At 32.3% G+C, this 21,233-nt stretch carries 21 protein-coding genes and 2 pseudogenes; 5 read left to right on the forward strand and 18 right to left on the reverse strand.

All coding sequences use genetic code 11. The features are described from left to right. The first annotated feature begins 214 nt into the window (after positions 1-214). The 3 genes from HNQ03_RS14185 to HNQ03_RS14195 all read left to right on the forward strand — a co-directional run bounded on the left by HNQ03_RS14185 (position 215) and on the right by HNQ03_RS14195 (position 1,582). Entirely contained in the window at positions 215-571 is a 357-nt protein-coding gene (locus tag HNQ03_RS14185; RefSeq protein ID WP_173780358.1) for a hypothetical protein, read from the forward strand. 68 nt (positions 572-639) lie between these two features. Beyond that, positions 640-912: a YHS domain-containing protein gene (locus HNQ03_RS14190; protein ID WP_173780359.1), complete on the forward strand. Its 273-nt coding sequence runs from the start codon at positions 640-642 to the stop codon at positions 910-912. Further along, the gene (locus HNQ03_RS14195) at positions 899-1,582 is read left to right on the forward strand and encodes an SCO family protein (RefSeq protein ID WP_173780360.1); all 684 of its coding nucleotides are present in this window, start codon (positions 899-901) and stop codon (positions 1,580-1,582) included. The genes HNQ03_RS14190 and HNQ03_RS14195 overlap by 14 nt, the downstream gene beginning before the upstream one ends. A 46-nt stretch (positions 1,583-1,628) precedes the next feature. Here the strand turns inward: HNQ03_RS14195 and HNQ03_RS14200 are convergent. The 11 genes and pseudogenes from HNQ03_RS14200 to HNQ03_RS14250 form a co-directional block, all read right to left on the reverse strand. After that, positions 1,629-1,763 (reverse strand): annotated as a pseudogene (locus HNQ03_RS14200) (transposase); the annotation flags it as partial. Between the two features lie 99 nt (positions 1,764-1,862). Further along, on the reverse strand, positions 1,863-2,471 hold the full coding sequence (locus HNQ03_RS14205) for a DUF6515 family protein (protein ID WP_173780362.1): 609 nt from the start codon (positions 2,469-2,471) through the stop codon (positions 1,863-1,865). 162 nt (positions 2,472-2,633) lie between these two features. Next, on the reverse strand, positions 2,634-3,368 hold the full coding sequence (locus tag HNQ03_RS14210) for a LytR/AlgR family response regulator transcription factor (RefSeq protein WP_173780363.1): 735 nt from the start codon (positions 3,366-3,368) through the stop codon (positions 2,634-2,636). 3 nt (positions 3,369-3,371) lie between these two features. Further along, positions 3,372-4,400 (reverse strand): sensor histidine kinase, encoded by a 1,029-nt coding sequence (locus tag HNQ03_RS14215; protein WP_173780364.1) that lies wholly within the window; start codon positions 4,398-4,400, stop codon positions 3,372-3,374. A gap of 209 nt (positions 4,401-4,609) precedes the next feature. Continuing rightward, positions 4,610-4,909 (reverse strand): EF-hand domain-containing protein, encoded by a 300-nt coding sequence (locus HNQ03_RS14220; protein ID WP_173780365.1) that lies wholly within the window; start codon positions 4,907-4,909, stop codon positions 4,610-4,612. A 62-nt stretch (positions 4,910-4,971) separates the two neighbouring features. Next, positions 4,972-5,259: an EF-hand domain-containing protein gene (locus tag HNQ03_RS14225; protein WP_173780366.1), complete on the reverse strand. Its 288-nt coding sequence runs from the start codon at positions 5,257-5,259 to the stop codon at positions 4,972-4,974. A gap of 190 nt (positions 5,260-5,449) precedes the next feature. Beyond that, complete coding sequence (locus HNQ03_RS14230; protein ID WP_173780367.1) at positions 5,450-6,670, reverse strand: ABC transporter permease; 1,221 nt, start codon at positions 6,668-6,670, stop codon at positions 5,450-5,452. Continuing rightward, positions 6,667-7,416 carry an ABC transporter ATP-binding protein gene (locus tag HNQ03_RS14235; RefSeq protein WP_173780368.1) on the reverse strand — a complete coding sequence of 250 codons (750 nt, stop codon included), beginning with the start codon at positions 7,414-7,416 and terminating at the stop codon, positions 6,667-6,669. The genes HNQ03_RS14230 and HNQ03_RS14235 overlap by 4 nt, the downstream gene beginning before the upstream one ends. A gap of 4 nt (positions 7,417-7,420) precedes the next feature. Next, positions 7,421-8,623, reverse strand: coding sequence for an efflux RND transporter periplasmic adaptor subunit (locus HNQ03_RS14240; RefSeq protein WP_173780369.1), 1,203 nt, complete (start codon positions 8,621-8,623; stop codon positions 7,421-7,423). A 99-nt stretch (positions 8,624-8,722) separates the two neighbouring features. Then, positions 8,723-10,054 (reverse strand): TolC family protein, encoded by a 1,332-nt coding sequence (locus HNQ03_RS14245; RefSeq protein WP_173780370.1) that lies wholly within the window; start codon positions 10,052-10,054, stop codon positions 8,723-8,725. Between the two features lie 172 nt (positions 10,055-10,226). Then, a complete protein-coding gene (locus tag HNQ03_RS14250) occupies positions 10,227-10,985 on the reverse strand; it encodes an NUDIX hydrolase (protein WP_173780371.1) in 759 nt (252 codons plus the stop codon). 146 nt (positions 10,986-11,131) lie between these two features. Here HNQ03_RS14250 and HNQ03_RS14255 point away from each other — a divergent pair, with 146 nt between their 5' ends. Then, the gene (locus tag HNQ03_RS14255) at positions 11,132-12,616 is read left to right on the forward strand and encodes a mannitol dehydrogenase family protein (RefSeq protein WP_173780372.1); all 1,485 of its coding nucleotides are present in this window, start codon (positions 11,132-11,134) and stop codon (positions 12,614-12,616) included. A gap of 133 nt (positions 12,617-12,749) precedes the next feature. Here HNQ03_RS14255 and HNQ03_RS14260 read toward each other — a convergent pair whose 3' ends face one another. Genes HNQ03_RS14260 through HNQ03_RS14285 form a run of 6 tightly spaced genes read right to left on the reverse strand, consistent with a single transcriptional unit; the run spans position 12,750 to position 19,623 of the window. Then, positions 12,750-13,640 carry a carbohydrate kinase family protein gene (locus HNQ03_RS14260; protein WP_173780373.1) on the reverse strand — a complete coding sequence of 297 codons (891 nt, stop codon included), beginning with the start codon at positions 13,638-13,640 and terminating at the stop codon, positions 12,750-12,752. After that, entirely contained in the window at positions 13,637-15,136 is a 1,500-nt protein-coding gene (locus HNQ03_RS14265) for a mannitol dehydrogenase family protein (RefSeq protein ID WP_173780374.1), read from the reverse strand. Before HNQ03_RS14265 ends, HNQ03_RS14260 begins: the two co-directional genes overlap by 4 nt. 5 nt (positions 15,137-15,141) lie before the next feature. Continuing rightward, the gene (locus tag HNQ03_RS14270) at positions 15,142-16,113 is read right to left on the reverse strand and encodes an ABC transporter permease (protein WP_173780375.1); all 972 of its coding nucleotides are present in this window, start codon (positions 16,111-16,113) and stop codon (positions 15,142-15,144) included. Between the two features lie 27 nt (positions 16,114-16,140). Then, positions 16,141-17,643 (reverse strand): sugar ABC transporter ATP-binding protein, encoded by a 1,503-nt coding sequence (locus HNQ03_RS14275; RefSeq protein WP_173780376.1) that lies wholly within the window; start codon positions 17,641-17,643, stop codon positions 16,141-16,143. 15 nt (positions 17,644-17,658) lie between these two features. Further along, entirely contained in the window at positions 17,659-18,708 is a 1,050-nt protein-coding gene (locus tag HNQ03_RS14280) for a substrate-binding domain-containing protein (protein WP_173780377.1), read from the reverse strand. A 48-nt stretch (positions 18,709-18,756) separates the two neighbouring features. Next, a complete protein-coding gene (locus HNQ03_RS14285; protein ID WP_173780378.1) occupies positions 18,757-19,623 on the reverse strand; it encodes a hypothetical protein in 867 nt (288 codons plus the stop codon). A 339-nt stretch (positions 19,624-19,962) separates the two neighbouring features. On the opposite strand from HNQ03_RS14285, the pseudogene HNQ03_RS14290 reads away from it, so the two are divergent. Continuing rightward, positions 19,963-20,463: pseudogene (locus HNQ03_RS14290) on the forward strand (peroxiredoxin-like family protein); the annotation flags it as partial. A gap of 206 nt (positions 20,464-20,669) precedes the next feature. On the opposite strand, the gene tssD reads toward HNQ03_RS14290, so the two are convergent. Further along, the gene (tssD, locus tag HNQ03_RS14295; protein ID WP_173780379.1) at positions 20,670-21,077 is read right to left on the reverse strand and encodes a type VI secretion system tube protein TssD; all 408 of its coding nucleotides are present in this window, start codon (positions 21,075-21,077) and stop codon (positions 20,670-20,672) included. Positions 21,078-21,233 lie beyond the last annotated feature (156 nt).

Here is a 21,233-nt window from a genome sequence, read left to right on the forward strand (position 1 = left end):
ATAACTTTAACTTGGAATCAAAAATTCCAGAAAATATCAATATTAAAATTTTAGAAATTGAAAATCATAGTGTTTTTAAGCGCTGACTAAATAATAAGAAATGTCTTCTTCATAAGCAATTTTGAACGGTGAATTATTTAATTGTAAAATCTAATGACAAGATTCATATTCACTACTCTTACAAAAATCCTTAATTTTACTATGCTCAATTTAAATGAAATATTTAATCTCAGTTTTTATCATTTTCACAATCGCCATCAAGCCAATTTTGCCTGTGGTGAATTATGCTGTGAATTATGAATATATTTCTGAAAACTTGTGCGAAAACCGAGATAAACCAGAACTTACTTGCCACGGAAAGTGTTTTTTGATAAAGGAACTTTTTAAAACACAAAATAATTCTACAACGAACATTACAAAAGTCAATTCAATTGATAATTTCATTGCACAAGATATTTTCTCTTTTAAAATGAGTACCATTTTTATCTTAGAGCGTAAATTCAGCAATACGTATTTTGATTTTTATAATCTAAAATACACTTCTACAATTTTCCATCCTCCTCTAGTTTAGTTGAATTTTTACTCAATTATTTTGACAATCAAAATAATTCCCTACAAAATTTAACAAACTTTACTAAAATGAAATCAATAAATATTTTGATAGCACTGCTGTCATTATTCCTTGTATCCTGCAAAAAAGAGGAATTCAAAATCAATCACAAAAAATCTATGACTTCTAGTGTAAATTTAAAAGATATCAAAGTTGTAAATGAACTAGACCCGATTTGCCAAATGAAAACTGCTGATCATTTGAAAGATACCGCAGTGTATAAAAATAAAACCTACGGTTTTTGTTCTTCTGGCTGCAAAGAAACATTCAAAAAAAATCCAGAGAAATATGCAAACAAATAAAAAAAAGGAAAATTTCTCCAAGAATAAGATCATCGTTCCTTTGGTCATTTTATGTGTAATATTCGTTGGGATCGCATTTGGTGTGGGATATTTAAAAGAAAGCCTTTTTACGGTAATGAAAGTGCCAGATTTTGAACTAATCGATCAAAATAATAAAAAAATCACCAATAAAGATATGCTTGGAAAAGTCTATCTCGTAGAATTTTTTTACAGCACTTGTCCTACCATTTGTCCCGTGATGAATGCGAATATGAAAAACATTAATAAAGAAATTAATCATCCGGATTTTGGAATTATTTCCATCAGTATTGACCCTGAAAATGATACGCCTGCAACTTTAAAACAACATGCGGAACAAATTGGCGCTGTTTCGCCCAATTGGCATTTCTTAACTGGAAACCGCCATTATATAGGCAAAGTTGCCGATCAATTTAATATTTATGTTGGTGATAAAGAAGATGAAGCGGAAAATCTAAATCATAGCGGAATGATTGCTTTGGTAGATAAAGAGGGACATATTCGCTGTCGTTTCAACGAAAAAAATATGCCTAAACTCTATTATTCTGGTTTAAATTACGAAGATAAAGAAGGAAAAAATACAGATTTGCGCGGAAAATATCATCCCGATGTGGAATTATTAATCGAAGATATTCAGAAATTATTAAAATAAAAAATCATTAAATATATAAATTTTAAAAATTGCTGCTTTAAGTGCAGTATTTACTGCGCCATTTGTAGAAAGTTGGACGACTCACGCCATTTACGCCGCACAACTCTTCTGTAGTTGTACCATTTTCGTAATCCTTTAAAATTTTAGCAATTTGCTCCGGACTAAATCTGCTTCTTTTCATAATATTTTTTACAATTTAAAGTTAGTATTTTTATACTTCTAAATTGTACTGTTTTTGAGGAAGCCTACATCATCATTAAAGAAATATTTGGTGACCTATTTAATCAATATCGATTATTCCTATAACTTGATACGCTCTTGTTCCATTGATCTGTATTTTTTCATAAAGAATATTGGCATATTCATAATAAGAATTTCCGTCAATAGTTACTTTCTCATAATCTGCAGGAAGTTCGTAAACGATGGTTCCAACTTGCGGATCTACTACTTCAAATTCATTGTTAGAACTAAGGTAAAATATACCTTGAACATTGTAATAATTATAAGAATTGTATTGTATTTTTTTATAATTTGTAGGAATTTGTTTCACTCTAAAACCCACTTTTGGGAAAATAGGAACATACGTTCCTCTGGATTGTGTGTAATATTTATTATTATCATAGTAATAATTTTGATTTTTGTAATTCACCACCGTTTTGTTTGGGATAGACCTTACGGAAGTCACCTTTTTTGTTGGTGTTTTATAAACTACTTTGGCTTTTGGAATACTTTTACCATAGGTATTTTTAGTGCTTGATTTCGAAAATGTTGTAGGTGTTTTCTTGTTATTATTATCGTTATTATTTCGGTTTGCTTGTGCAGAAAATTGTGCTGTAATTGCTACAAAAAAAAGTGCAGACAATAATTTTGTTGGGGTAGTTGTTTTCATCTTTCTATTATTTAAAAATTAAAATAAACATTTACTTCTTTAGTATCCTGTTTTGATAATTCAAATGTAGAGGAAAAATACTGCCACTAAAACTGAAATAGACGTTTGGCTTCATTTTATCGACGAAGCCAAAAATTATATCGAAATAAACTGATGAAAGTTTTAAGAATTAAGTGAATTATCATTAATAAAGTCCAAAAATTTCGGTTTGTATTGATCAGAAACCGTAATCCGTTGTTCATTGATGATGATTTGACTGCGTTCTACCACCTCCACATTTTTTAAAGAAACAATGAATGATCGATGAACCCGCATAAAATGGGTTTCTGGAAGTTCTTCTTCTAATGATTTCAAACTCATCAATGTTAAAATAGGTTTCGGATTGTCTTTCACCCAAATTTTAATATAATCCTTCAAACCCTCAAAATAAAGAACATCTGCTAATTTAATTCGCAATTGTTTGTATTCTGATTTTACAAATAGAAATTCTTTTTCATCAGAAACTGCACTTTCACTTTTAGAATTAATTAAATTGAACCAAGTATGCGCTTTGTTGGCTGCTGCTAAAAATTCAGCATAATCAAAAGGTTTCAATAGGTAATCTAAAGCTTCTACTTTAAAACCTTCCAAAGCATATTGATCAAAAGCGGTGGTGAATATAACTCGGGTTTCTTTGGGCAACATTTTAGAAAATTCAATCCCCGTTAAATCTGGCATTTGAATATCTAAAAACAACAAATCTACAGGTTCACTTTTTATGAATTCTAGCGCTTCTATGGCACTTCCACACTTTTTCTTTAAAGATAAAAATGGGGTTTTTTCTACGTAACTTTCTACTAAATTTAAAGCCATTGGTTCGTCATCAACAATAATGCAGGAAATTTTTTGATTACTCATATTTTAAGTTGTTTCTATTTCTAAAGTTACTAAAAAACGATGATCTACTATTTTATACTCGAAAGTATGATGATGAGGATACAACAAATCCAGTCGTCTTTTTACATTTTCTAATCCGATTCCGGAACCACTTTTATCGTCCGTTTTTTTTGGAAAATTATCATTATCTATGGTAAAAAGTACCTTATTATCCTCTCTGGCCATAATGATATTAATCTGGCTTTTTTTACTTGCAGAAACCCCATGTTTGAAGGCATTTTCTATCAATGAGATAAATAATAAAGGGGCAATTAAAATCCCGGTTTCTACGGTTGGAAAATGATAAGTAACTTCGGTTTTATCGGAAACTCTAAGCTTCATCAAATCGATGTATTTTTTCATAAAATCGATTTCTTTTGAAAGGGGAACAAACTCTACATTGGTTTCGTACAACATATACCTCATCAATTTGCTTAAACTATGAATGGATGTTTTGGCTTGTTCTGGCGAAATATCTACCATCGCATAAATATTATTCAATGAATTGAAAAAGAAATGCGGTTGCAACTGATAATGAAGATGTTGCAACTCTGATTTTAATTTAATATTTGCGGCTTCTTTGCGTTCATATTCAGTTTTCACCAATCTTTGTGTGGTTTTTATGGCGACAGAAAAAAGCAAAGGTGCTAAATAAGACAAACTTTGGAAATAGTTAAAAATATTAAAAGGTGGCGAAGTTCCATCTGGACGATTTTTGTTTAGATTTTCAAAAAAGTTGTTTTCAATAAAAATTCTAATCACTAAAAAGAAAGCGATAATTAAAACATTGATGGCGATATATTTAACCATTTTATTTTGAAACAAAAACTTTTCTATTAAAATAAAATAATTCAAATAAAACATGATTGCAGAAAAAACAAGTGGAATCCAAAAATGGGCGATTAATCTCGCGATTTTTATTTCTTGACCGTACGACATTAAATAAGGCATGCTGAAAAGTACAAGCCAGACCAATAAATGGGATAAAATGATGATTTTTTTATTTTTATACATCTAATTAATTGTATAATTTAAGATTGAAATTTTGTTTGCTAAAGTGAATTTAAGGGAACATCTTGCAAATTAAAAATTTTTATTAAAAATAGCTATTCTAAAATCACAAAACCTGCAAACACTCTTTTAATACGTTTATCATTTTTAATAGATGATAGATTTTGATTAAAAAGTTTTTGCAAGTTTTATGAAATTTATTAAATTAATTACTATCTCTTTGGCCTTCCTTCTCCTCTACCTTCTGGTTTCGGTGCTTTTTCTAATTCTTTAATGCTTAAGAAGCCATCTTTATCGGTGTCAATTTTTGCAAAATTTTCTTTAAAAAATCCTTTCGCTTCTTTTTCTGAAAGTTTGCCGTCTTTATTGGCATCCAATTTTTCCATTGATTCTGTGGGTGTCATTTTTTGACCGCCTTTTTTTTCTTGCGTACTCTGTGCAGAAACAAAGGTTCCTAAAAGTAAAAATCCTAATGTAATTGCGCCTGTTTTTAATTCTTTTGAAAAATTCATAATAAATATTTTTGATTGTTAATTGTTGATTTGTTTAAATTTGAAAAGGAAAATTAGCATTTTTATCTTCTTTTCTTACTCACTTTTTTATATTTGGAATTTTGTGCTTTTGCTACCTCTTTAATGCTTAAAAAGCCATTTTTATTGGTGTCAATTTTCTTGAAATTACTTTTAAATGATCCACTTACTTCTTTTTTAGAAAGTTGACCATCTCTATTTTTATCCAATTTTTTCACGATTTCCTTCGCTGTTGGTGTTTTAGCTGTGGGATGGTTTGCAGAAACAAAGGTTCCTAAAAATAAAAATCCTAATGTAATTGCGCCTGTTTTTAATTCTTTTGAAAAGTTCATAATATTAAATTTTGATTGTTAATAATGATGTAAAAGTAGAAGATTTAGCACCTCATATCAACTGAAATCGACGTTTGGATATATTTCATCGACAGAAAAGAAAATTTTGACTTTTGGTGTTTATTTTTAATGAATTAATGCCAAAAAAAATACAGTCTTTTGAACTGTATTTTCTATTAAAAACTTTAATTTACTCATATCTCAGAGCCGTAATCGGATCCAATGCAGAAGCTTTTCTGGCAGGATACCAACCGAAAAATATTCCGGTAACGGCACAAACAATAAATGAAATCACAATCGAATACATTGCCACACTTGTTGGCCAATTTAAGAATTTTTCGATAAAAACCGTGGCACCAAGTCCGAGTAAAACCCCCAAAACTCCACCGGTAATGCTTATTAAAATGGCTTCAATTAGAAATTGCATCAAAATATCTGCACCTTTTGCGCCAACTGCCATTCTCAAACCAATTTCCTTTGTTCGCTCTTTTACGGAAACATACATAATATTCATAATTCCAATTCCGCCTATTAATAAAGAAATACTTGCGACAGCAACCAATAATAAAGTCAACATCTCGCTCGTAGAACTAAAGTTCGAAATTAATTCTTCCATGGAACTTACATTGAAATCGTCTTCATCATTATCGCTCAATTTGTGTTGAGTTCGCATTATATCGTTAACTTGTATTACTGCATTTGCGGCGTCATCTTCACTGATGGAAGATGCCATTACTTGATTGAGATAATCAATAGCCAAAATTCGTTTTTGTACTGTAGTGTAGGGCGAAATCACCACATCATCTTGATCTTGCCCAAATGTATTTTCTCCCTTTTCTTCTAAAACGCCAATCACTTTGAAAGGAATATTATTAAATCTGATCATCTGACCAACAGGTTCTGCTCCGTCTCCAAAAATATTTTCAACTACAGTTTGTCCTAAAATAGCCACTTTAGACGCATATTTCACCTCGTCATCTGTAAACATGCTGCCGCTCTGCAGATCTACGGATTTTATTTTAAGATAATCTGAATTTACCCCATAAATAGTTGAAGGCCAGTTACTGGAACCGTTTATTACTTGTCCACTACCGTTTACAACTGGCGTAATATAATTAAGCAAAGTGGCTTGTTTTTTTATCGCTTCATAGTCTTGCATTGTAAGCGTTTGTACATCGCCGCCACTTCCTCTGGCTGGTCCACGATCATCTGCACCAGGTTTTATGGTGATCATATTAGAACCCATACTGGATATAGAAGTTCGGATACTTTCCTTCGAACCTTCGCCAATAGCGAGCATGGCGACTACGGAAGCCACACCGATTATGATGCCCAACATGGTGAGTAAAGTCCTCGTTTTATTGAGTATGATGGCTTTGGATGCTATTTTTAATAAATTTAAAACTCTCATAATTCATGATTTTCTTTCGGCAGTTTTGCCAATTCTTCGCTTGCGGTTAGGATATTTTCATTCGCAAAATCTTTGATGATGTTTCCATCTTTTAGCACAACCGTTCGGCTGCTAAATGTAGCGATATCTGGCTCGTGCGTTACAAAGGCAATGGTAATTCCCTGTTTATTTAAAGCTTGAAATAAAGACATAATTTCATAAGAAGTTCGGGTATCTAAATTTCCAGTAGCTTCATCTGCAAGAATCATCACGGGATTATTGACCAAAGATCTTGCAATAGCAACTCTTTGCTGTTGACCACCAGATAATTGCGATGGTGTATGATCCATTCTTTCTTCTAAGCCAACCATTTTTAATGCTTTTATTGCTCTTTCTCGTCGTTCCGCAGTAGAAACTTTGCTGTTGTACAATAAGGGTAATTCTACATTTTCGATGGCAGAAGTTCTGGCTAATAAATTATAAGACTGAAAAATGAAACCGATTTTTTCATTTCTAATGGTTGCTAATTCGTTTCTGCTTAAATCTTTCACCTTTACACCATCAATTTCATAAATGCCAGAAGTAGGTTGATCTAGACAGCCTAAAATGTTTAAAAGCGTACTTTTCCCCGATCCACTGGATCCCATTATGGTAACAAATTCGCCTTCCATTATGCTGAATGAAATACCTTTTAAAGCGTGGACGACCTCTGTACCCATCGTAAATTCACGCTTCAATTCTTCTATTTTAATAATTTCTTTGCTCATCTTTTTACTTTTTTCCACCTCGTGGTTTTTGCACAAATGGACTTTCGCTGCTGGCGTCGTCTGTTTTTATATCAGATCTAACCACACTTTTCATACTGTACACTAATTTTTCACCTTCCGCTACGCCACTTAATATTTGAACATTAACGCCATCACTAGATCCAACTTTCACATTCTTTGCTGTAATCGCACCGTTTTTATCCATTACCCAAAGTGTAGATTCACCTGCTTTAGCGGTTTTAGAATTATCTTCTAAATTATGCTGTTTGTTATAAAGTGCAAAAGTGGCAGCTTCCGGTTCAAAACTAATGGCTTTCGCTTCCACCGTCAATACATCTGTTAATTCTAAAGTGTAAATAGAAATCGTAGCCGTTAAACCTGGTTTTAATTTTAAATCTGGATTATCTGCTTTTACCACAACTGTGTAAGTCACCACATTAGAAGTTACCGTCGGATTCAATCTTACTTGTGTTACGACTCCTTCAAAAGTTTCGCCTAGATAGGCATCTACTGTAAAAGTAACTCTTTGTCCTTGTTTTACTTCACCAATATCTGCTTCATCTACGTTTGCTTCCACTTGCATTTGTTCTAAATCTTTCGCGATTGTAAATAATGTTGGTGTACTCAGACTTGCTGCTACTGTTTGTCCTTCATCTATGGCCTTTGACAAAACGACTCCATTAATCGGCGAATAAATATTAGCATAACTCAAATTGGTTCTTGTAGATTGCAAATCTGACAAGCGCTGCGTTACTAAACCTTGAGCCGTTTGATATTCGTACATCGACTGCTCCATATCAGACCTGCTAATTACCTGACTTTTGTACAAAGATTGTTGTCGATTATAGATCGTTTTTGTGTAATTGCTTTGCGTTACCGCATTATCATAAGCCGCTTGTGCTTGTGTTACAGCAGCCTGAAGGTTAGTTTTATCCAATTCTGCAATAAGTTGACCTTGTTTTACTTCGCTGTTGTAATCCACATAAATTTTTTCTACAACACCAGAAACTTGTGTACCAACCTCTACCTGCGTTATGGGTTGAATAGTTCCGGTTGCGGTTACCATTTTGGTTACATTTGCTTTTTTCACAACAATGGTTTGTGCTTCTACTATTTCTGTGCTACTTTTATTCATATAAATGTAGCCCACAATCGCTAGAATGGCGACCAATAGTACACTGATGATGATGTATTTTTTCTTTTTCATAGGTATATTTTTATTTTTTTAAAGGTCATATGGTATCGCCTAATCTTCATTTGTGTTTTATTGAAAGATTTTTAAATGGCGATTTAAGAACAATTATTTTTAAAGTTTTATTTCATTTCCTTGATAGAACTGTAATAATTGATGATATAAAATATTTAGATATTTAGATTGTAAATAATTTTGCTGCGCGTTCGTCAAAGTGTTTTGGCTAATGATTAAATCTGTTGTACTTAGAGCGCCCAATTCAGATTTTTTCTGGGCGAGTTTATAACTTTGTTCTGCCGCAGTTTTAGAAGCTTCCGCTGCAACCACTTGTTCCTGGGCTGAAATTGCATTTTGAAAAGCCGTTTCTACTTTTTTGTAAATTTCCTTATCTACACTTTGCTTTTGTATCTGCGCTTTTTCTATATTAATTTTTGCCGTTTGTACTGCTGATTTTGTTTGATTTCTATCAAAAATGGGCACAGATAAAGTTAAACCAACACGTTGATTAAAATTTACATTCAATTGATCTACAAAACTATTATTGTTAATGCTCGTAAATCCAGAACCAAGACTTCCTGTTAAAGATAAAGTGGGCAAATAACCGCCTTTCGCTATATCTAATTGAGTTTCATTGGCTGCAATATTTAATAGACTTGCACCTGTTTCAGGTAGAAAATCAACTGCTTTTTGATAAACGTTCTCACTGCTTAAATCCAGATTAACTAGATCCATATTTTCATTAATAGTTTCCACAGCCATATTTTCTGAAGTCGGTAATTCTAATAATTGTTTTAGAGCAAGAATGTATTGTTGATAATTATTTTTTGCTGCAATCACATTGTATTTATTTGTGGCTGCTTGACTTTGGGCTTCTGTATATTCTGTTAATGCAATGGCACCAGCATTTAATCTTGCTTTAGACCGCAGAACTTCTTTTTCTGATGTGGCCAGATTATTTTCTGCAACAGCAATACTTTCTTTGCTATAAAGTGCTTGCAAATAATTTTGAAGAATGCTGACTACAATGTCATTTTTAGCAATCTCTTCTAAATAACCGCTTTGCTGCACGAGCAAACTATTTTGTTTAATTTGATTTTTTAATTGAAAACCTTGGAATAAAACCATAGAACTGTTCACACCAAAACTATTGCTGTAAATCTGATCCGTGATAAAATCACTGGTAATAGGATTTATAGAACTACCATTGGTAAAAGTCTGCGACATATTTCCAAATAAATTGGGTAGTTGTGAAGATTTTGCATTTTGATAATTTACAATGGCAACATCCGTATTTAAGGCGGCATCTTTGACTGTGATGTTATTTTCTATGGCATAAGCGATGCTTTCTTGCAAAGACCAGACTTTTACGTCATTCTGTTTTGCTACTTCCTGCGCGAAAGTGAGATGCGAAAATAATAGAATTAAAAGGGTGAGATAAAGTTTCATTTTGTAGTATTTTGTAAATCAATACTTCAAAGGTGAAACAATGGGCTTTCCTATGAAACTATAATAGATGTTTGCGTGAATTGTCTATATGAAAGTCGGAATTTTATCGATTGCATGAATTTTAGAAATCTTTGTTTTACCGGTTTTTATCGGTTGGTAAAAAAAATATCAACTAAAATATCTTGAAAATCAACATTAACATTGTTCCTATCATGTATTCTTTTTCAGAGATTTTGTCATAAACATCTTTGCTAAACATATACAATTTGGAAGGTTTTTTGGAACCTGCTATTTTCTTTTTATCAATTAAAGGAACGATATATGGCTTACTGATGGTTTTTTTTCTAAAGTTCCTATTATCCAATTCTATATTCAATAAAATTTGAAAAGCTGATTGCAGCTCATTTAAAGTAAATTTTGTGGGAACCAAATCAAACATTACAGGTTCTGTAATAATTTTACTTTTGAGGTCTTCATAAGAATTTTGAATGATCAATTCATGATCAAAACCAATTTCTGGCAATGTTTCTACAGGAAACCATTGAAAATTATTCTCTTCAATAATTTCTATATTCTCTTTTGGTGCCGTAATATAGTAGACAACAGTTATGGTTCTTGATTTTCCTCCTTTACTTCTTACCCACAACAAATCTTTATCTGTTTTTACCCTTTTTTGGTTTCCGTAAGATCTGAATTGCTTCCTATTTGTGAAATTATTATCGGTAATATCTTTCAATATTTTCTCTGCAGATTGTCCTAAGTTATTGCTTTTAAAAACGTTTTCACCGGGCAAAATCCAATCTTCGATAACGGGATAATTTTCGTTGAATAAATTTAAACTGCGCTTTTTTAATAAAACGTAAAGATTATCTGCACCAAGACCAAAAATCACACAATCTACTGCTAAGTTATTTATCTTTCTAAAATCCATATTTTGAAATTTAATTGGTCTTGTAACTTACAAATGTAGTTATTTTAATTTTTTTTAACCCTACAAAATCATCGCTTGAACCCTATTTTTGAATTTTATTGCGTATTTTTAACGTTTTAAATTCTATTTAACAGATTTCATTTTTTATGGCAAAATCTTACTTCCTTAATGCTGAAAACTTAGCTTCTTTGTCTAAAGACGTTTCTGTTCCTTCTTATGATAGAGACCAAATAAAAACCAGTATTTTACATATTGGGGTAAGTAATTTTCATCGTTCGCATCAAGCTTATTATGTACATGAACTGATTGATAAATACAATGAACTAAACTATGGAATATGTGGTGTAGATTTATTGGAATCGGATCGCAGGATTTATAGTGTATTAAAAGATCAAGACGGACTTTACACCCATTTTACTAAAGAAAATAATGGTGCTCACAAAGTAAAGATTATTGGCTCAATCGTAGAATATTTTTATGCGCCAGAAAATCCTTTGGCTGTGATTGAAAAAATGGCCAATCCAGAGATTGAAATTATATCTATGACAATTGCGGAAGATGGTTACCTCTTAAAAAAAATTACCGGCGAATTTGATATTAATCATCCCGAAGTGATTGAGGATATTAAAAATCCTTTCAGCCCAAAGACTGTATTTGGCTATTTGACGCAATCTTTTAAATTAAGAAAACTACGAAATTTACCTGGTTGTACAATTCTTTCTTGCGACAATATTAAGTCTAATGGGGATACGATGAAGCAATCTTTATTGAATTATGTGAATAAAACGGAACCAGAACTTTTGGATTGGATTTTAAAAAATACAAGTTTTCCAAATACAATGGTGGATAGAATTACACCGATTACCAATTCAACCGACATTCAAACTTTGAAAGCAGATTTCAATATTGATGATCAATGGCCAGTTGTTTGTGGCGGTTTTTCGCAATGGGTGATAGAAGATCAATTTATTCACCAAAGACCAGTTTGGGATAAAGTTGGGGTGGAATACACTGATAATATTGTGCCTTATGAAAATCTTAAACTAAGATTATTGAATGCAAGTCATACTATTTTAGGGATTTTAGGAACTTTGCACGGTTACAAAACCGTCTATGAAACCGCAAGCGATCCCGATTTTATGCTATTCTTAAAAGAATTTTTGGATGAAGAAGTAACACCAACTCTTGTTGACTCTGATGTAAAAACAATTGAAAATTATAAAAATAATTTAGCTTTCCGTTTTCAAAACCCATATCTTAATGATCAATTATTTCGTATTTGTCAAGAAAGTTCGGCAAAGATTCCATTGTTTATTTTACCAACTGTCAAATATCAATTAGAAAATAGTAAACAAGTGAAAAAAGCGGCTTTTGTAATCGCAGCTTGGGCAAAATACAATGATGGACTTGATGATAACGGTATTCCGTACGATATTATTGATGAGATGAGTGGCACTTTGATTAGAACCGCGGCACTTTCGATTCAAAATCCAATGAAATTTATTGAAATCAAATCTATTTTTGAGGACTTGAGTGAGAACGAAACTTTTACCACATATTATTTGGAAGCACTTTCTCAATTGAGAGAACAAAAAGTGAAAGATTGTCTTCAAAATTGGATTGCTAATTAAATACTTTGATAATAACAATATTTTGTAAAAAGAAACTCCATAAAATTAATTATGAAGTTTCTACCATCGAATTATAAAACACAACTAAAATTATTCGATGTTAATAATTAAATTACAAATCTTAAAGATTCAATTAAGAAATTGTTTTGCCTATTAATTTTTGAATATCAACTTCGCCAATTTTCGGATTTGCTCCCTCTTCACTTGCTACTAATGCTCCAACTGCACAAGCATAATCTATAGATTTCTGCGGATTTTCTTTTTTTATCAATTTATTAATTAAAGTTCCCAAAAAGGAATCTCCTGCTCCAACAGTATCTGCAACCGTAATTTTGTACCCTGAATTGGAATAAAAAATTCCTTCAAAATAGAGAATAGCGCCTTTGCTTCCTAAGGTTACACAAATGCAATCGGTATTTGTTTCTTTTGCAATGAACAGTATATTTTCTTCTAAAGTCTGAACTTTTGAACCTAACAACTTTGCTATTTCAAAAATTTCATCATCATTAAATTTGATAAAACTGGCTTCATTCATTAAATGATTCAAAACTTCAATAGAATAATAGGGTTTACGCAAATTGACATCAAAAACTTTGTATTTTGCCAATTTCAACAATTCGTAAAGTGTATTTCTTGTAGTACTATTTCTTGCAGCGAGACTTCCATAAATAAAAATATCTGCCTCTTTTGTTAGATTTTTAGCAATATCTGTGAGCACGATATTATCCCAAGCTCTTGGTTGTACGATTTCATAAGATGCAGATCCAGAACTATCCAAAGTTACAGCTACAATACTGGTTTCAAGTTTATCATCTATTTGAATACCAGTTGAATTCACATTATTTTCTTGTAAAAAATCAATAATATTTGCGCCTAATTCATCATCACCAACACTACTTATAACCGACACTTCATTTTGCATCGATTCTAATCGTACTGCAACATTAAGCGGTGCTCCTCCAATTTTTTTATGCGTAGGAAATACATCCCACAAAACTTCTCCAAAACAGGTTGCTTTTATCATTGTTTTTCGTTTTTAAAGTTGCTATTCATCTCCTCTAAACATTTTTTCACGCCAAAAGAAGTGATTTTTTGATATGCTTTTGAGAAAGCAGTATTAAATTCTTCCGATTGGCTTAATGTTCCAAAAACCTCTTCTAATTCTAAAAATGCTGTTGGATAAGTTTGTGCTATTTTGGCTTTTTCGAAAAGCTTTTCTGCTAAAGCATCTTTGATATTTATAGCTTCTTTTTTCTCATTGAAACCCAAACTATAAATTGCCCAAGCTGCGATTATAAAAGATGCGTGACTTATGTTTTTGTTCGATTTTAATTGTTCGAAAACCGTTGGCAAAATGAATTTTGGCATTTTTGCGGAAGTTTCAGAACAAATTCTATCAATTTGATCTTTGATGTAAATATTACTAAAACGTTTGATTAGCATTTCTTTGTAAGCAGTCAAATCCATTCCATCTAAATCCCGCAGAATTGGCGTTACTTCAAAATCCAAATAATTTTTTAGAAAAGTTTGAATAGCTGGGTCAGAAATGGCTTCATCAATGGTAGAATATCCAACTAAACTTCCTAATATGCCCACAACAGAATGACCTGCATTTAATAAGCCCAATTTCATTTTTTCGAAAGGCGCTACATTTTTTACAAATTGAACTCCAACTGACTCCAAGTTTGGTCTTCCTGCAATAAATTCATCTTCTATAACCCACTGTTGGAACGATTCACAAACAACTGGCCATTGATCCTCAATTCCTGAAACTTCTTTCAGCTCAGAAATATCAGTCGGCATCGTTGCAGGCGTAATTCTATCGACCATACTATTTGGGAAAGAGACATTTTCCTTAATCCAATCTAGCAAATCGGGTTGAGCAAATTTGATATAAGATAAAAGCATTTTCTTGGTTACATCTCCGTTTCCTTCAATATTATCGCAAGAAAGAATAGTGATTGCACCTGCACTTTGTTCTTTACGAAGTTTTAAAGTTTGTGTTAAATAGCCAAAAATTGTGGTTGGATTTTCCGGGTTTTTACTGTCTTGTATAATTTGCGGATTGTTTAAATTAAATTCTCCTGTAGCTTCATTTATATTATAACCTCCTTCAGTAATGGTTAAACTGATGATTTTTACTTCAGGGTTTGCCATTTTTTCAATGACAGCTTTTGGATTTTCTGGTGCGAATAAATATTCTACAATAGAACCAATTACTCTTTTGGTTAATGTTCCGTCCAATTCTTTTACAACCAATGTGTATAAACCGTCTTGCTCTTTTAAAGTGTTGTAAATTTTTTGGTCGAAATTGAGTAAAGCAATTCCACAAATTCCCCAATTTGAGTTGGAATCGTCATGTAATAATTGATCTAAATACATAGCTTCGTGCGCTCTGTGAAAACCACCAACTCCTACATGAACAATTCCTGATTTTACATTTTCTCTATTATATTTGGGTACGGAAACCCTTGCAGAAAGTTCTTTCAAACTGCTGCTATTTAATTTATAATGTGTCATGACGATTATTTTTTATTTTCAAATTTTTGAAATAATACGGCTAAAATGATGATTACTCCTTTTACAACCTGTTGCGGATAAGATGGAACATTTAATAAGTTCAAAATATTTCCAATTAATCCCAAGATTAGAACTCCCATTAAAGTATTGATGGCAGTTCCTTTCCCTCCGTTCAAACTTGCTCCACCAATTACAACTGCTGCAATGGCATCTAATTCCCAAGAAACACCCATGTTTGGCGAACCCAAATTAGTTCTTGATGCTGTGATAATTGCGGCAAGAGCTGCCAAAGAACCAGAAATTGCGTAAACTAAAAATTTATATTTGTTTACTCTAATTCCAGACAAACGTGATGCTTCTTCGTTACTTCCCATTGCGATTATTAATCTTCCAAAAACGTTATACCTCAACATTACTGCAGCTAAAGCAACGATGATGAAAAATACAATGGCAATATTTGGCACCAATAGTGTTGAATTATTTGCAAAATCTGACATGAAAACTCCTCCATCAGAATCAAAAGTTACTGGCGAACCTTTTGAATAAATAAATCCTAAACCTCTTGCAATGGTCATCAAAGCTAAGGTGGCAATAAATGGTGCCATTTTTTGATAGGCGACTAAATATCCGGAAACACTTCCTAAACCAAATCCTATAGCAAGAATGAGAACTATTGCCACCGGTAATATAACGACGTTGATTAAAATGGCAAAAGTAACTGCCAATAATGCGACAATGGAACCTACAGACAAATCTATACCTCCCGTTAAAATGACCAATAGCATTGCAATACTTACGATACCGATACCAGAAACTTGTTTCAATAAATTAGAAAGATTGGTTTCAGTGAAAAATACGTCGGAAATAAGCGCCGAAAAAATTACTAAAAGTAGAAATATAAAAATGGTATTATGTTTAATAATAAATTGTAGAATATCGCCAAGAGTGGTGCCTTTTTTAAATATAGTTGTGTTCATTTTATTTGTTTTTAAGATTATAAGTGATTATGCTTTAAGTTCTTCTCCTATAGAATATCTTAGAATATTTTCTTCAGAGAATTTTTCTTTTGGCAATTCGCCAAATATGGTTCCTTTGTACATGACCAGAATTCGGTCTGCAATTCCCATTATTTCTGGCATATCTGAAGATATTACCACAACACCAACTCCTTTTTTTGCCACTTCGTTAATGAGGTTGTAAATCTCAATTTTGGCTCCTACATCTACACCTCGTGTTGGTTCATCAATAATAATAAGCTTACTATCAATACTTAACCATTTTGCCAATGCCACTTTTTGTTGATTTCCACCAGATAAATTATTGACTACAACATCCAGACTTGGGGTTTTAATGTTCAGTTTTCCAATTAAACCAATTACATTATCATATTCTTTCTTGTTATTGATAAATCCAAGTTTGCTGGAAATTGATTTAAAACTGGTGATGCTTATATTTCGTCTTATTGAAAGTGGCAAAAACACGCCTTCTTCTTTTCTATCTTCAGATACAAATCCTATTTGATGTCTTACTGCGTCGAAAGGTGTATCGGTTTTTATTACTTTGCCATTGAGGTATAAGGTTCCAGATTTCTTTTTATCGCAACCAAAAATGAGTTTTCCGGTTTCGGTTCTTCCGCTACCTCCTAAACCTGCAATTCCAACAACTTCACCTGGACGAACTGAAAAAGAAACATTTGTTATAAAACCATCACTTCCGTTTAAATCTTTTACTTCAAAAATAGGCGCGTCTTCAATTTTATTAGTTCTGCTTGGATATAAATCTTGCAGTTCTCGTCCTATCATTAATTTGATCAAATTATCTTTACTAATATCTTTGGTAGCAACTCCATCTTTTAGAACGGTAACGGTATCTGCTATTTTAAATATTTCATCCAAATGATGTGAAATGTAGATGATCGACATTCCTTCACTTTTCAATCGAAGAAGGTTTGCAAATAATTTTTTGATGTCATGCGGATCAAAAACGGTTGTAGGTTCGTCTAAAATCAATACTTTGGTATCTTCAGCCAACGCTTTTGCAATTTCTACCACTTGTTTTTGAACGATGCTTAAATTTCTAACTTTAGCAGAAGCATCAATTACAAAACCTAAAGAATCTATTAATTCTTGAGCGTCTTTTGTAATCTGTTTCCAGTTCATCCAGAATTTACTCGCTCCTAATTTGTGCAAATAAATATTTTCAGCAACGGATAAATCATTCACTAATGATAATTCTTGATAGACCACACTAATTCCTAATACTTGACCTTCGTGTGTATTTTTTGGGTTAATTTCTTCACCATTTAGCAAAATCTTACCGCTATCTTTTTGGTGAACTCCGCTCAGAATTTTTATTAAGGTAGATTTTCCTGCTCCGTTTTCTCCAAGCAATGCATGAATTTCGCCATGTTTTACTTTCAGATTTACGCCTTCAAGAACAGAAACAACTCCAAAGCTTTTGCTAATGGCACTCATTTCAACTCGGTATTCACTTTTTAAATTTTCCATAGTACTTTGGTTTTATTAAAACAGTGCTTTTGGATTGTAATATTTTGCAGCGTTTTCTTTGGTAATTAATAAAGGTGCGGTATAAGATTTTTTTGGAAAATCTCTTTTGCCATTGATATATTGTACAGCAGCTTCCACAGAATTTATACCGATTTGCACTGGGCTATTCATTGCGGTGCAACCATACCAATTAGTATCCATTATATATTTGATGGCTTCTTTTTGTCCATCTGCACCAGCAACAATTAAAATGTCGTTTGTTTTTCCGGCTTTTTCAATCGCTTTAATCGCTCCCAAAACACAAACATCAGATTCTGTAATCACAAGATTCACATCTGGATGTGCGACCAAAACATCTTCCATTGCTTTTTGTCCACCTGCATACGTCCAATCTGTGTAAGCTTGGGTAACTACATTTAGATTGATATAACCTAAAGTTCTTAATTGTTCTTCGGTAATTCCTTGCAATAGTCCTTGTTTACGTGTTTTTCCAACTGGGTTTCCTGCATTTCCGCTCAATAAAGCGATGGTCATTTTTTTGGATCCGAATTTTTTAGCTGCCCATTCTCCTGCTAATTCTCCATTTGCCAAATTATTGGATTGAATGGTGGTGACGAAATCAGCTTCTGGATTGATAGAACTATCGATGATAAAAACTGGAATCCCCGCTTTGTTTGCTAGTTTTGTAACTTCCACTAAGGCGTCTGGATCTTTTGGGTTTAATAGTAAAGCATCAACACCTTTTGTAATTAAATCTTCGCAAGCAGCAATTTGTTTACTGATGTCTCCTTGTCCATCTGCAGACAAAAAAACCATTCCGTTTGCTTCTGTAGTTTCCTTAATGCTTGTAAAAAGTGCTTGATAATAAGGCGCATCCAAAGATGGTGTGCAATATCCAATTTTCAAACCTGTCAAATCTTTGGCACTTGCAAATTTTGTAGAAGTGTTTGTAGAAGCATTAACATCTCCTTGTACTTTGTTGTTTTTTTCTATACAACCAATTGTAGTTGCAATAATTGCCAACATTAGTAATGGCATCAACATTTTTTTTAATTGTGTTTTCATTTTGTATGGTTTTAATGATTAATGATTAATTGAATTTTTAAAATGAGTTTAAAATATTGCTAAATCTACTTGTAGAACAGTTTTTTGTTTTTCAGGATTCCACATTGCAGTCACTTCCACCGGTAAAACATAGTTTCCCAATTTTACTTTTTTTGAAAGTGCAGCTCCAACATTAATAATATTTCCTTTACCTTCTGTGTAAAAAGTTTTATCCGTAACAAAAGAATAGGCGCCACCAACAAAAAGTGAAAGATTGCTATTTCCTTTTTCCCAAACTTTACTCTTAACTTCTAAATAATGGGTGTAAGAATCCTTTAAAGATCCATCTGATTGAACTTGGTAATCTCCTGATCCACCTCCTAAAATTGTGGCTAAATACAAAGAGGTATTTTTTGAAACTTGGTAACCAAAGTTTAAATCTACAAAATTATAACCTTGTCTTTTATCGTAACTCCAATAGTGCAAAACATCACCTCGTTCTTCTACCCCAGTGTAATTGTTATGAGAAACCGCTTCTACAAAAAATTTATCAGAGAAACGATACAAGGTGTACAATGAAAATTCTTTGTAAGGTGCACTTACTTGTTGTCCGCTTTTGTTCGTAACATCTGTTCCGGCAAAACCTGCACCTCCCCAAACTCCTACCGTAAATTTTTTATCACGGGTGCTATACTCTAAATTGGTAGCCAACATTGGAGCGGGAGTTACGACAAAGCCATGCCATGTATGCATGTTTTTCAAATGAAGACCAAAAGTAAATGCTTGATAATCATCCGTAAGCGAATCACTCATTTTTTCTTGTGCTTCAATTGAGTTTGCACTAAAAATTACTAAAAAAATTAAAGAATATTTCAGTACTACTTTTTTGAATTTAGATGCTGCAAAATTAATTTGGGTTAGTATTTCACTTTTCATAATTAGGTTGTAATTAGCATGATTCTTTAGTTTGTTTTTAATAAACGTACATTTAACGTTTGATTAATCCAAATATACTATTATATTCAACATAACAAAGTTTTATTCAACAAAAATTCAATTATTTTCACACATAATTAAGATTAATCTTCTCAAACACTTATTATTAGAGGGAAATATAAAAATATTTAATTGCGTAATATTTACGTTTTTAAATTAAAATAGCTAAAATAACCTTTAGATTTTGAATAAAATCCATCAATTTCTTTATTTTAATTCCCGAAAAAGTGTTTCTAAACTCATTTTTTTTAACAAAAAGCATTAAATGTAGGCGATAAAGCACCAAATTTTAGTTTAAAAAATGCGCTGGATCAATCAGTTGGTTTATACGACGAGCTGAAAAATGGTCCGGTAGTTTTAACTTGGTATCGCGGTGGTTGGTGTCCGTATTGCAATATTACTTTGCATGCACTGCAAGAAATAATTCCGGAAATTAAATCACAAAATGCCACTTTGATCGCTTTAACACCAGAATTACCAGATAATTCTCTAAGCACTTCAGAAAAAAACCAATTGGAATTTGATGTCTTAAGTGATGTACATAATACGATTGGAAAAGAATTTGGCGTGGTATATTCTTTAACTGAAGAGGTTGCAGCATCGTACAATGCCGGTTTTGATTTGAATAAATTTAATGGAGATACGAGCAATGAATTGCCATTGGCAGCAACTTACGTGATAGATACAAACGGAGTCATTCAATATGCATTTTTAGATGCAGATTATACCGTTCGTGCAGAACCACAAGCAATTTTGGCCGCTCTAAAAAATCTGAAATAAAATAGAAATTCAAAGTTGGAAAATTCTGGCGTAAAAAAAATTATATATCAAATTTGAAGACTTTGAAATTTCATTTATAAATTTGAATTAGATTATCTGTTGATTCAATTATAAAATAAAAAAATTCCCAACGAAACTTGTAAATCTCAAGTCCGTTGGGAATTTTTTAGATTAAATTAACCTTGAATTAATAAGAATTTTAATCCTTATTTTCCTGGCCAAATTCCTTCATAAGCTGATGTGCCATAGTCAATTTGCTCTGCGCTTACCACGAAAGAAATCAACATATTGTCTTGGTCAATCGCATCAAATGCTACTTCGTGCTGGATTACGTAACCGTTGTTCCATTTTAAAGTAATCAAAGTTCCTTCTTCGTGAGATTTATTGAAAGTAATTTCACCCGTTGTTGGTTTGTATTTTCCGTTCAATAGACTTTCTAATACGTGAGCATCTTCTGTTGCTTCGATCGTGATTTTAATTAAAGCATTACTTGGATCTGATGCTACACGACCAGAAACGTCTGTAGATCTTGATACGCTGTAATTTACTTTTAACACTTTTTGTTCTGATCCTCCGTTGAATTTCAAAACACCTCTTGAATTGTTAGCTGCCATAATTTAAATTTTTTGTTTGTTAGTTAAATTGTTTATCACATTTGATATTTCAAAGGTAGAAACTCTTTCGCAGATTCTTTGTAGTAGTTCTACTACAAAATTGAAAATAAATTTTATGTTGAGCTATTCTAAACGCAAAAAAGTTCTTTCAAAAAT

The organism is Frigoriflavimonas asaccharolytica (assembly GCF_013294015.1).
In the GTDB taxonomy this organism is placed as follows: Bacteria; Bacteroidota; Bacteroidia; order Flavobacteriales; family Weeksellaceae; genus Frigoriflavimonas; species Frigoriflavimonas asaccharolytica.

Coding starts and splice junctions, on each gene's coding strand:
- HNQ03_RS14185 (WP_173780358.1), top strand. CDS start 215: ATGAAATATTTAATCTCAGTTTTTATCATTTTCACAATCGCCATCAAG.
- HNQ03_RS14190 (WP_173780359.1), top strand. CDS start 640: ATGAAATCAATAAATATTTTGATAGCACTGCTGTCATTATTCCTTGTA.
- HNQ03_RS14195 (WP_173780360.1), top strand. CDS start 899: ATGCAAACAAATAAAAAAAAGGAAAATTTCTCCAAGAATAAGATCATC.
- HNQ03_RS14205 (WP_173780362.1), bottom strand. CDS start 2,471: ATGAAAACAACTACCCCAACAAAATTATTGTCTGCACTTTTTTTTGTA.
- HNQ03_RS14210 (WP_173780363.1), bottom strand. CDS start 3,368: ATGAGTAATCAAAAAATTTCCTGCATTATTGTTGATGACGAACCAATG.
- HNQ03_RS14215 (WP_173780364.1), bottom strand. CDS start 4,400: ATGTATAAAAATAAAAAAATCATCATTTTATCCCATTTATTGGTCTGG.
- HNQ03_RS14220 (WP_173780365.1), bottom strand. CDS start 4,909: ATGAATTTTTCAAAAGAATTAAAAACAGGCGCAATTACATTAGGATTT.
- HNQ03_RS14225 (WP_173780366.1), bottom strand. CDS start 5,259: ATGAACTTTTCAAAAGAATTAAAAACAGGCGCAATTACATTAGGATTT.
- HNQ03_RS14230 (WP_173780367.1), bottom strand. CDS start 6,670: ATGAGAGTTTTAAATTTATTAAAAATAGCATCCAAAGCCATCATACTC.
- HNQ03_RS14235 (WP_173780368.1), bottom strand. CDS start 7,416: ATGAGCAAAGAAATTATTAAAATAGAAGAATTGAAGCGTGAATTTACG.
- HNQ03_RS14240 (WP_173780369.1), bottom strand. CDS start 8,623: ATGAAAAAGAAAAAATACATCATCATCAGTGTACTATTGGTCGCCATT.
- HNQ03_RS14245 (WP_173780370.1), bottom strand. CDS start 10,054: ATGAAACTTTATCTCACCCTTTTAATTCTATTATTTTCGCATCTCACT.
- HNQ03_RS14250 (WP_173780371.1), bottom strand. CDS start 10,985: ATGGATTTTAGAAAGATAAATAACTTAGCAGTAGATTGTGTGATTTTT.
- HNQ03_RS14255 (WP_173780372.1), top strand. CDS start 11,132: ATGGCAAAATCTTACTTCCTTAATGCTGAAAACTTAGCTTCTTTGTCT.
- HNQ03_RS14260 (WP_173780373.1), bottom strand. CDS start 13,640: ATGATAAAAGCAACCTGTTTTGGAGAAGTTTTGTGGGATGTATTTCCT.
- HNQ03_RS14265 (WP_173780374.1), bottom strand. CDS start 15,136: ATGACACATTATAAATTAAATAGCAGCAGTTTGAAAGAACTTTCTGCA.
- HNQ03_RS14270 (WP_173780375.1), bottom strand. CDS start 16,113: ATGAACACAACTATATTTAAAAAAGGCACCACTCTTGGCGATATTCTA.
- HNQ03_RS14275 (WP_173780376.1), bottom strand. CDS start 17,643: ATGGAAAATTTAAAAAGTGAATACCGAGTTGAAATGAGTGCCATTAGC.
- HNQ03_RS14280 (WP_173780377.1), bottom strand. CDS start 18,708: ATGAAAACACAATTAAAAAAAATGTTGATGCCATTACTAATGTTGGCA.
- HNQ03_RS14285 (WP_173780378.1), bottom strand. CDS start 19,623: ATGAAAAGTGAAATACTAACCCAAATTAATTTTGCAGCATCTAAATTC.
- tssD (WP_173780379.1), bottom strand. CDS start 21,077: ATGGCAGCTAACAATTCAAGAGGTGTTTTGAAATTCAACGGAGGATCA.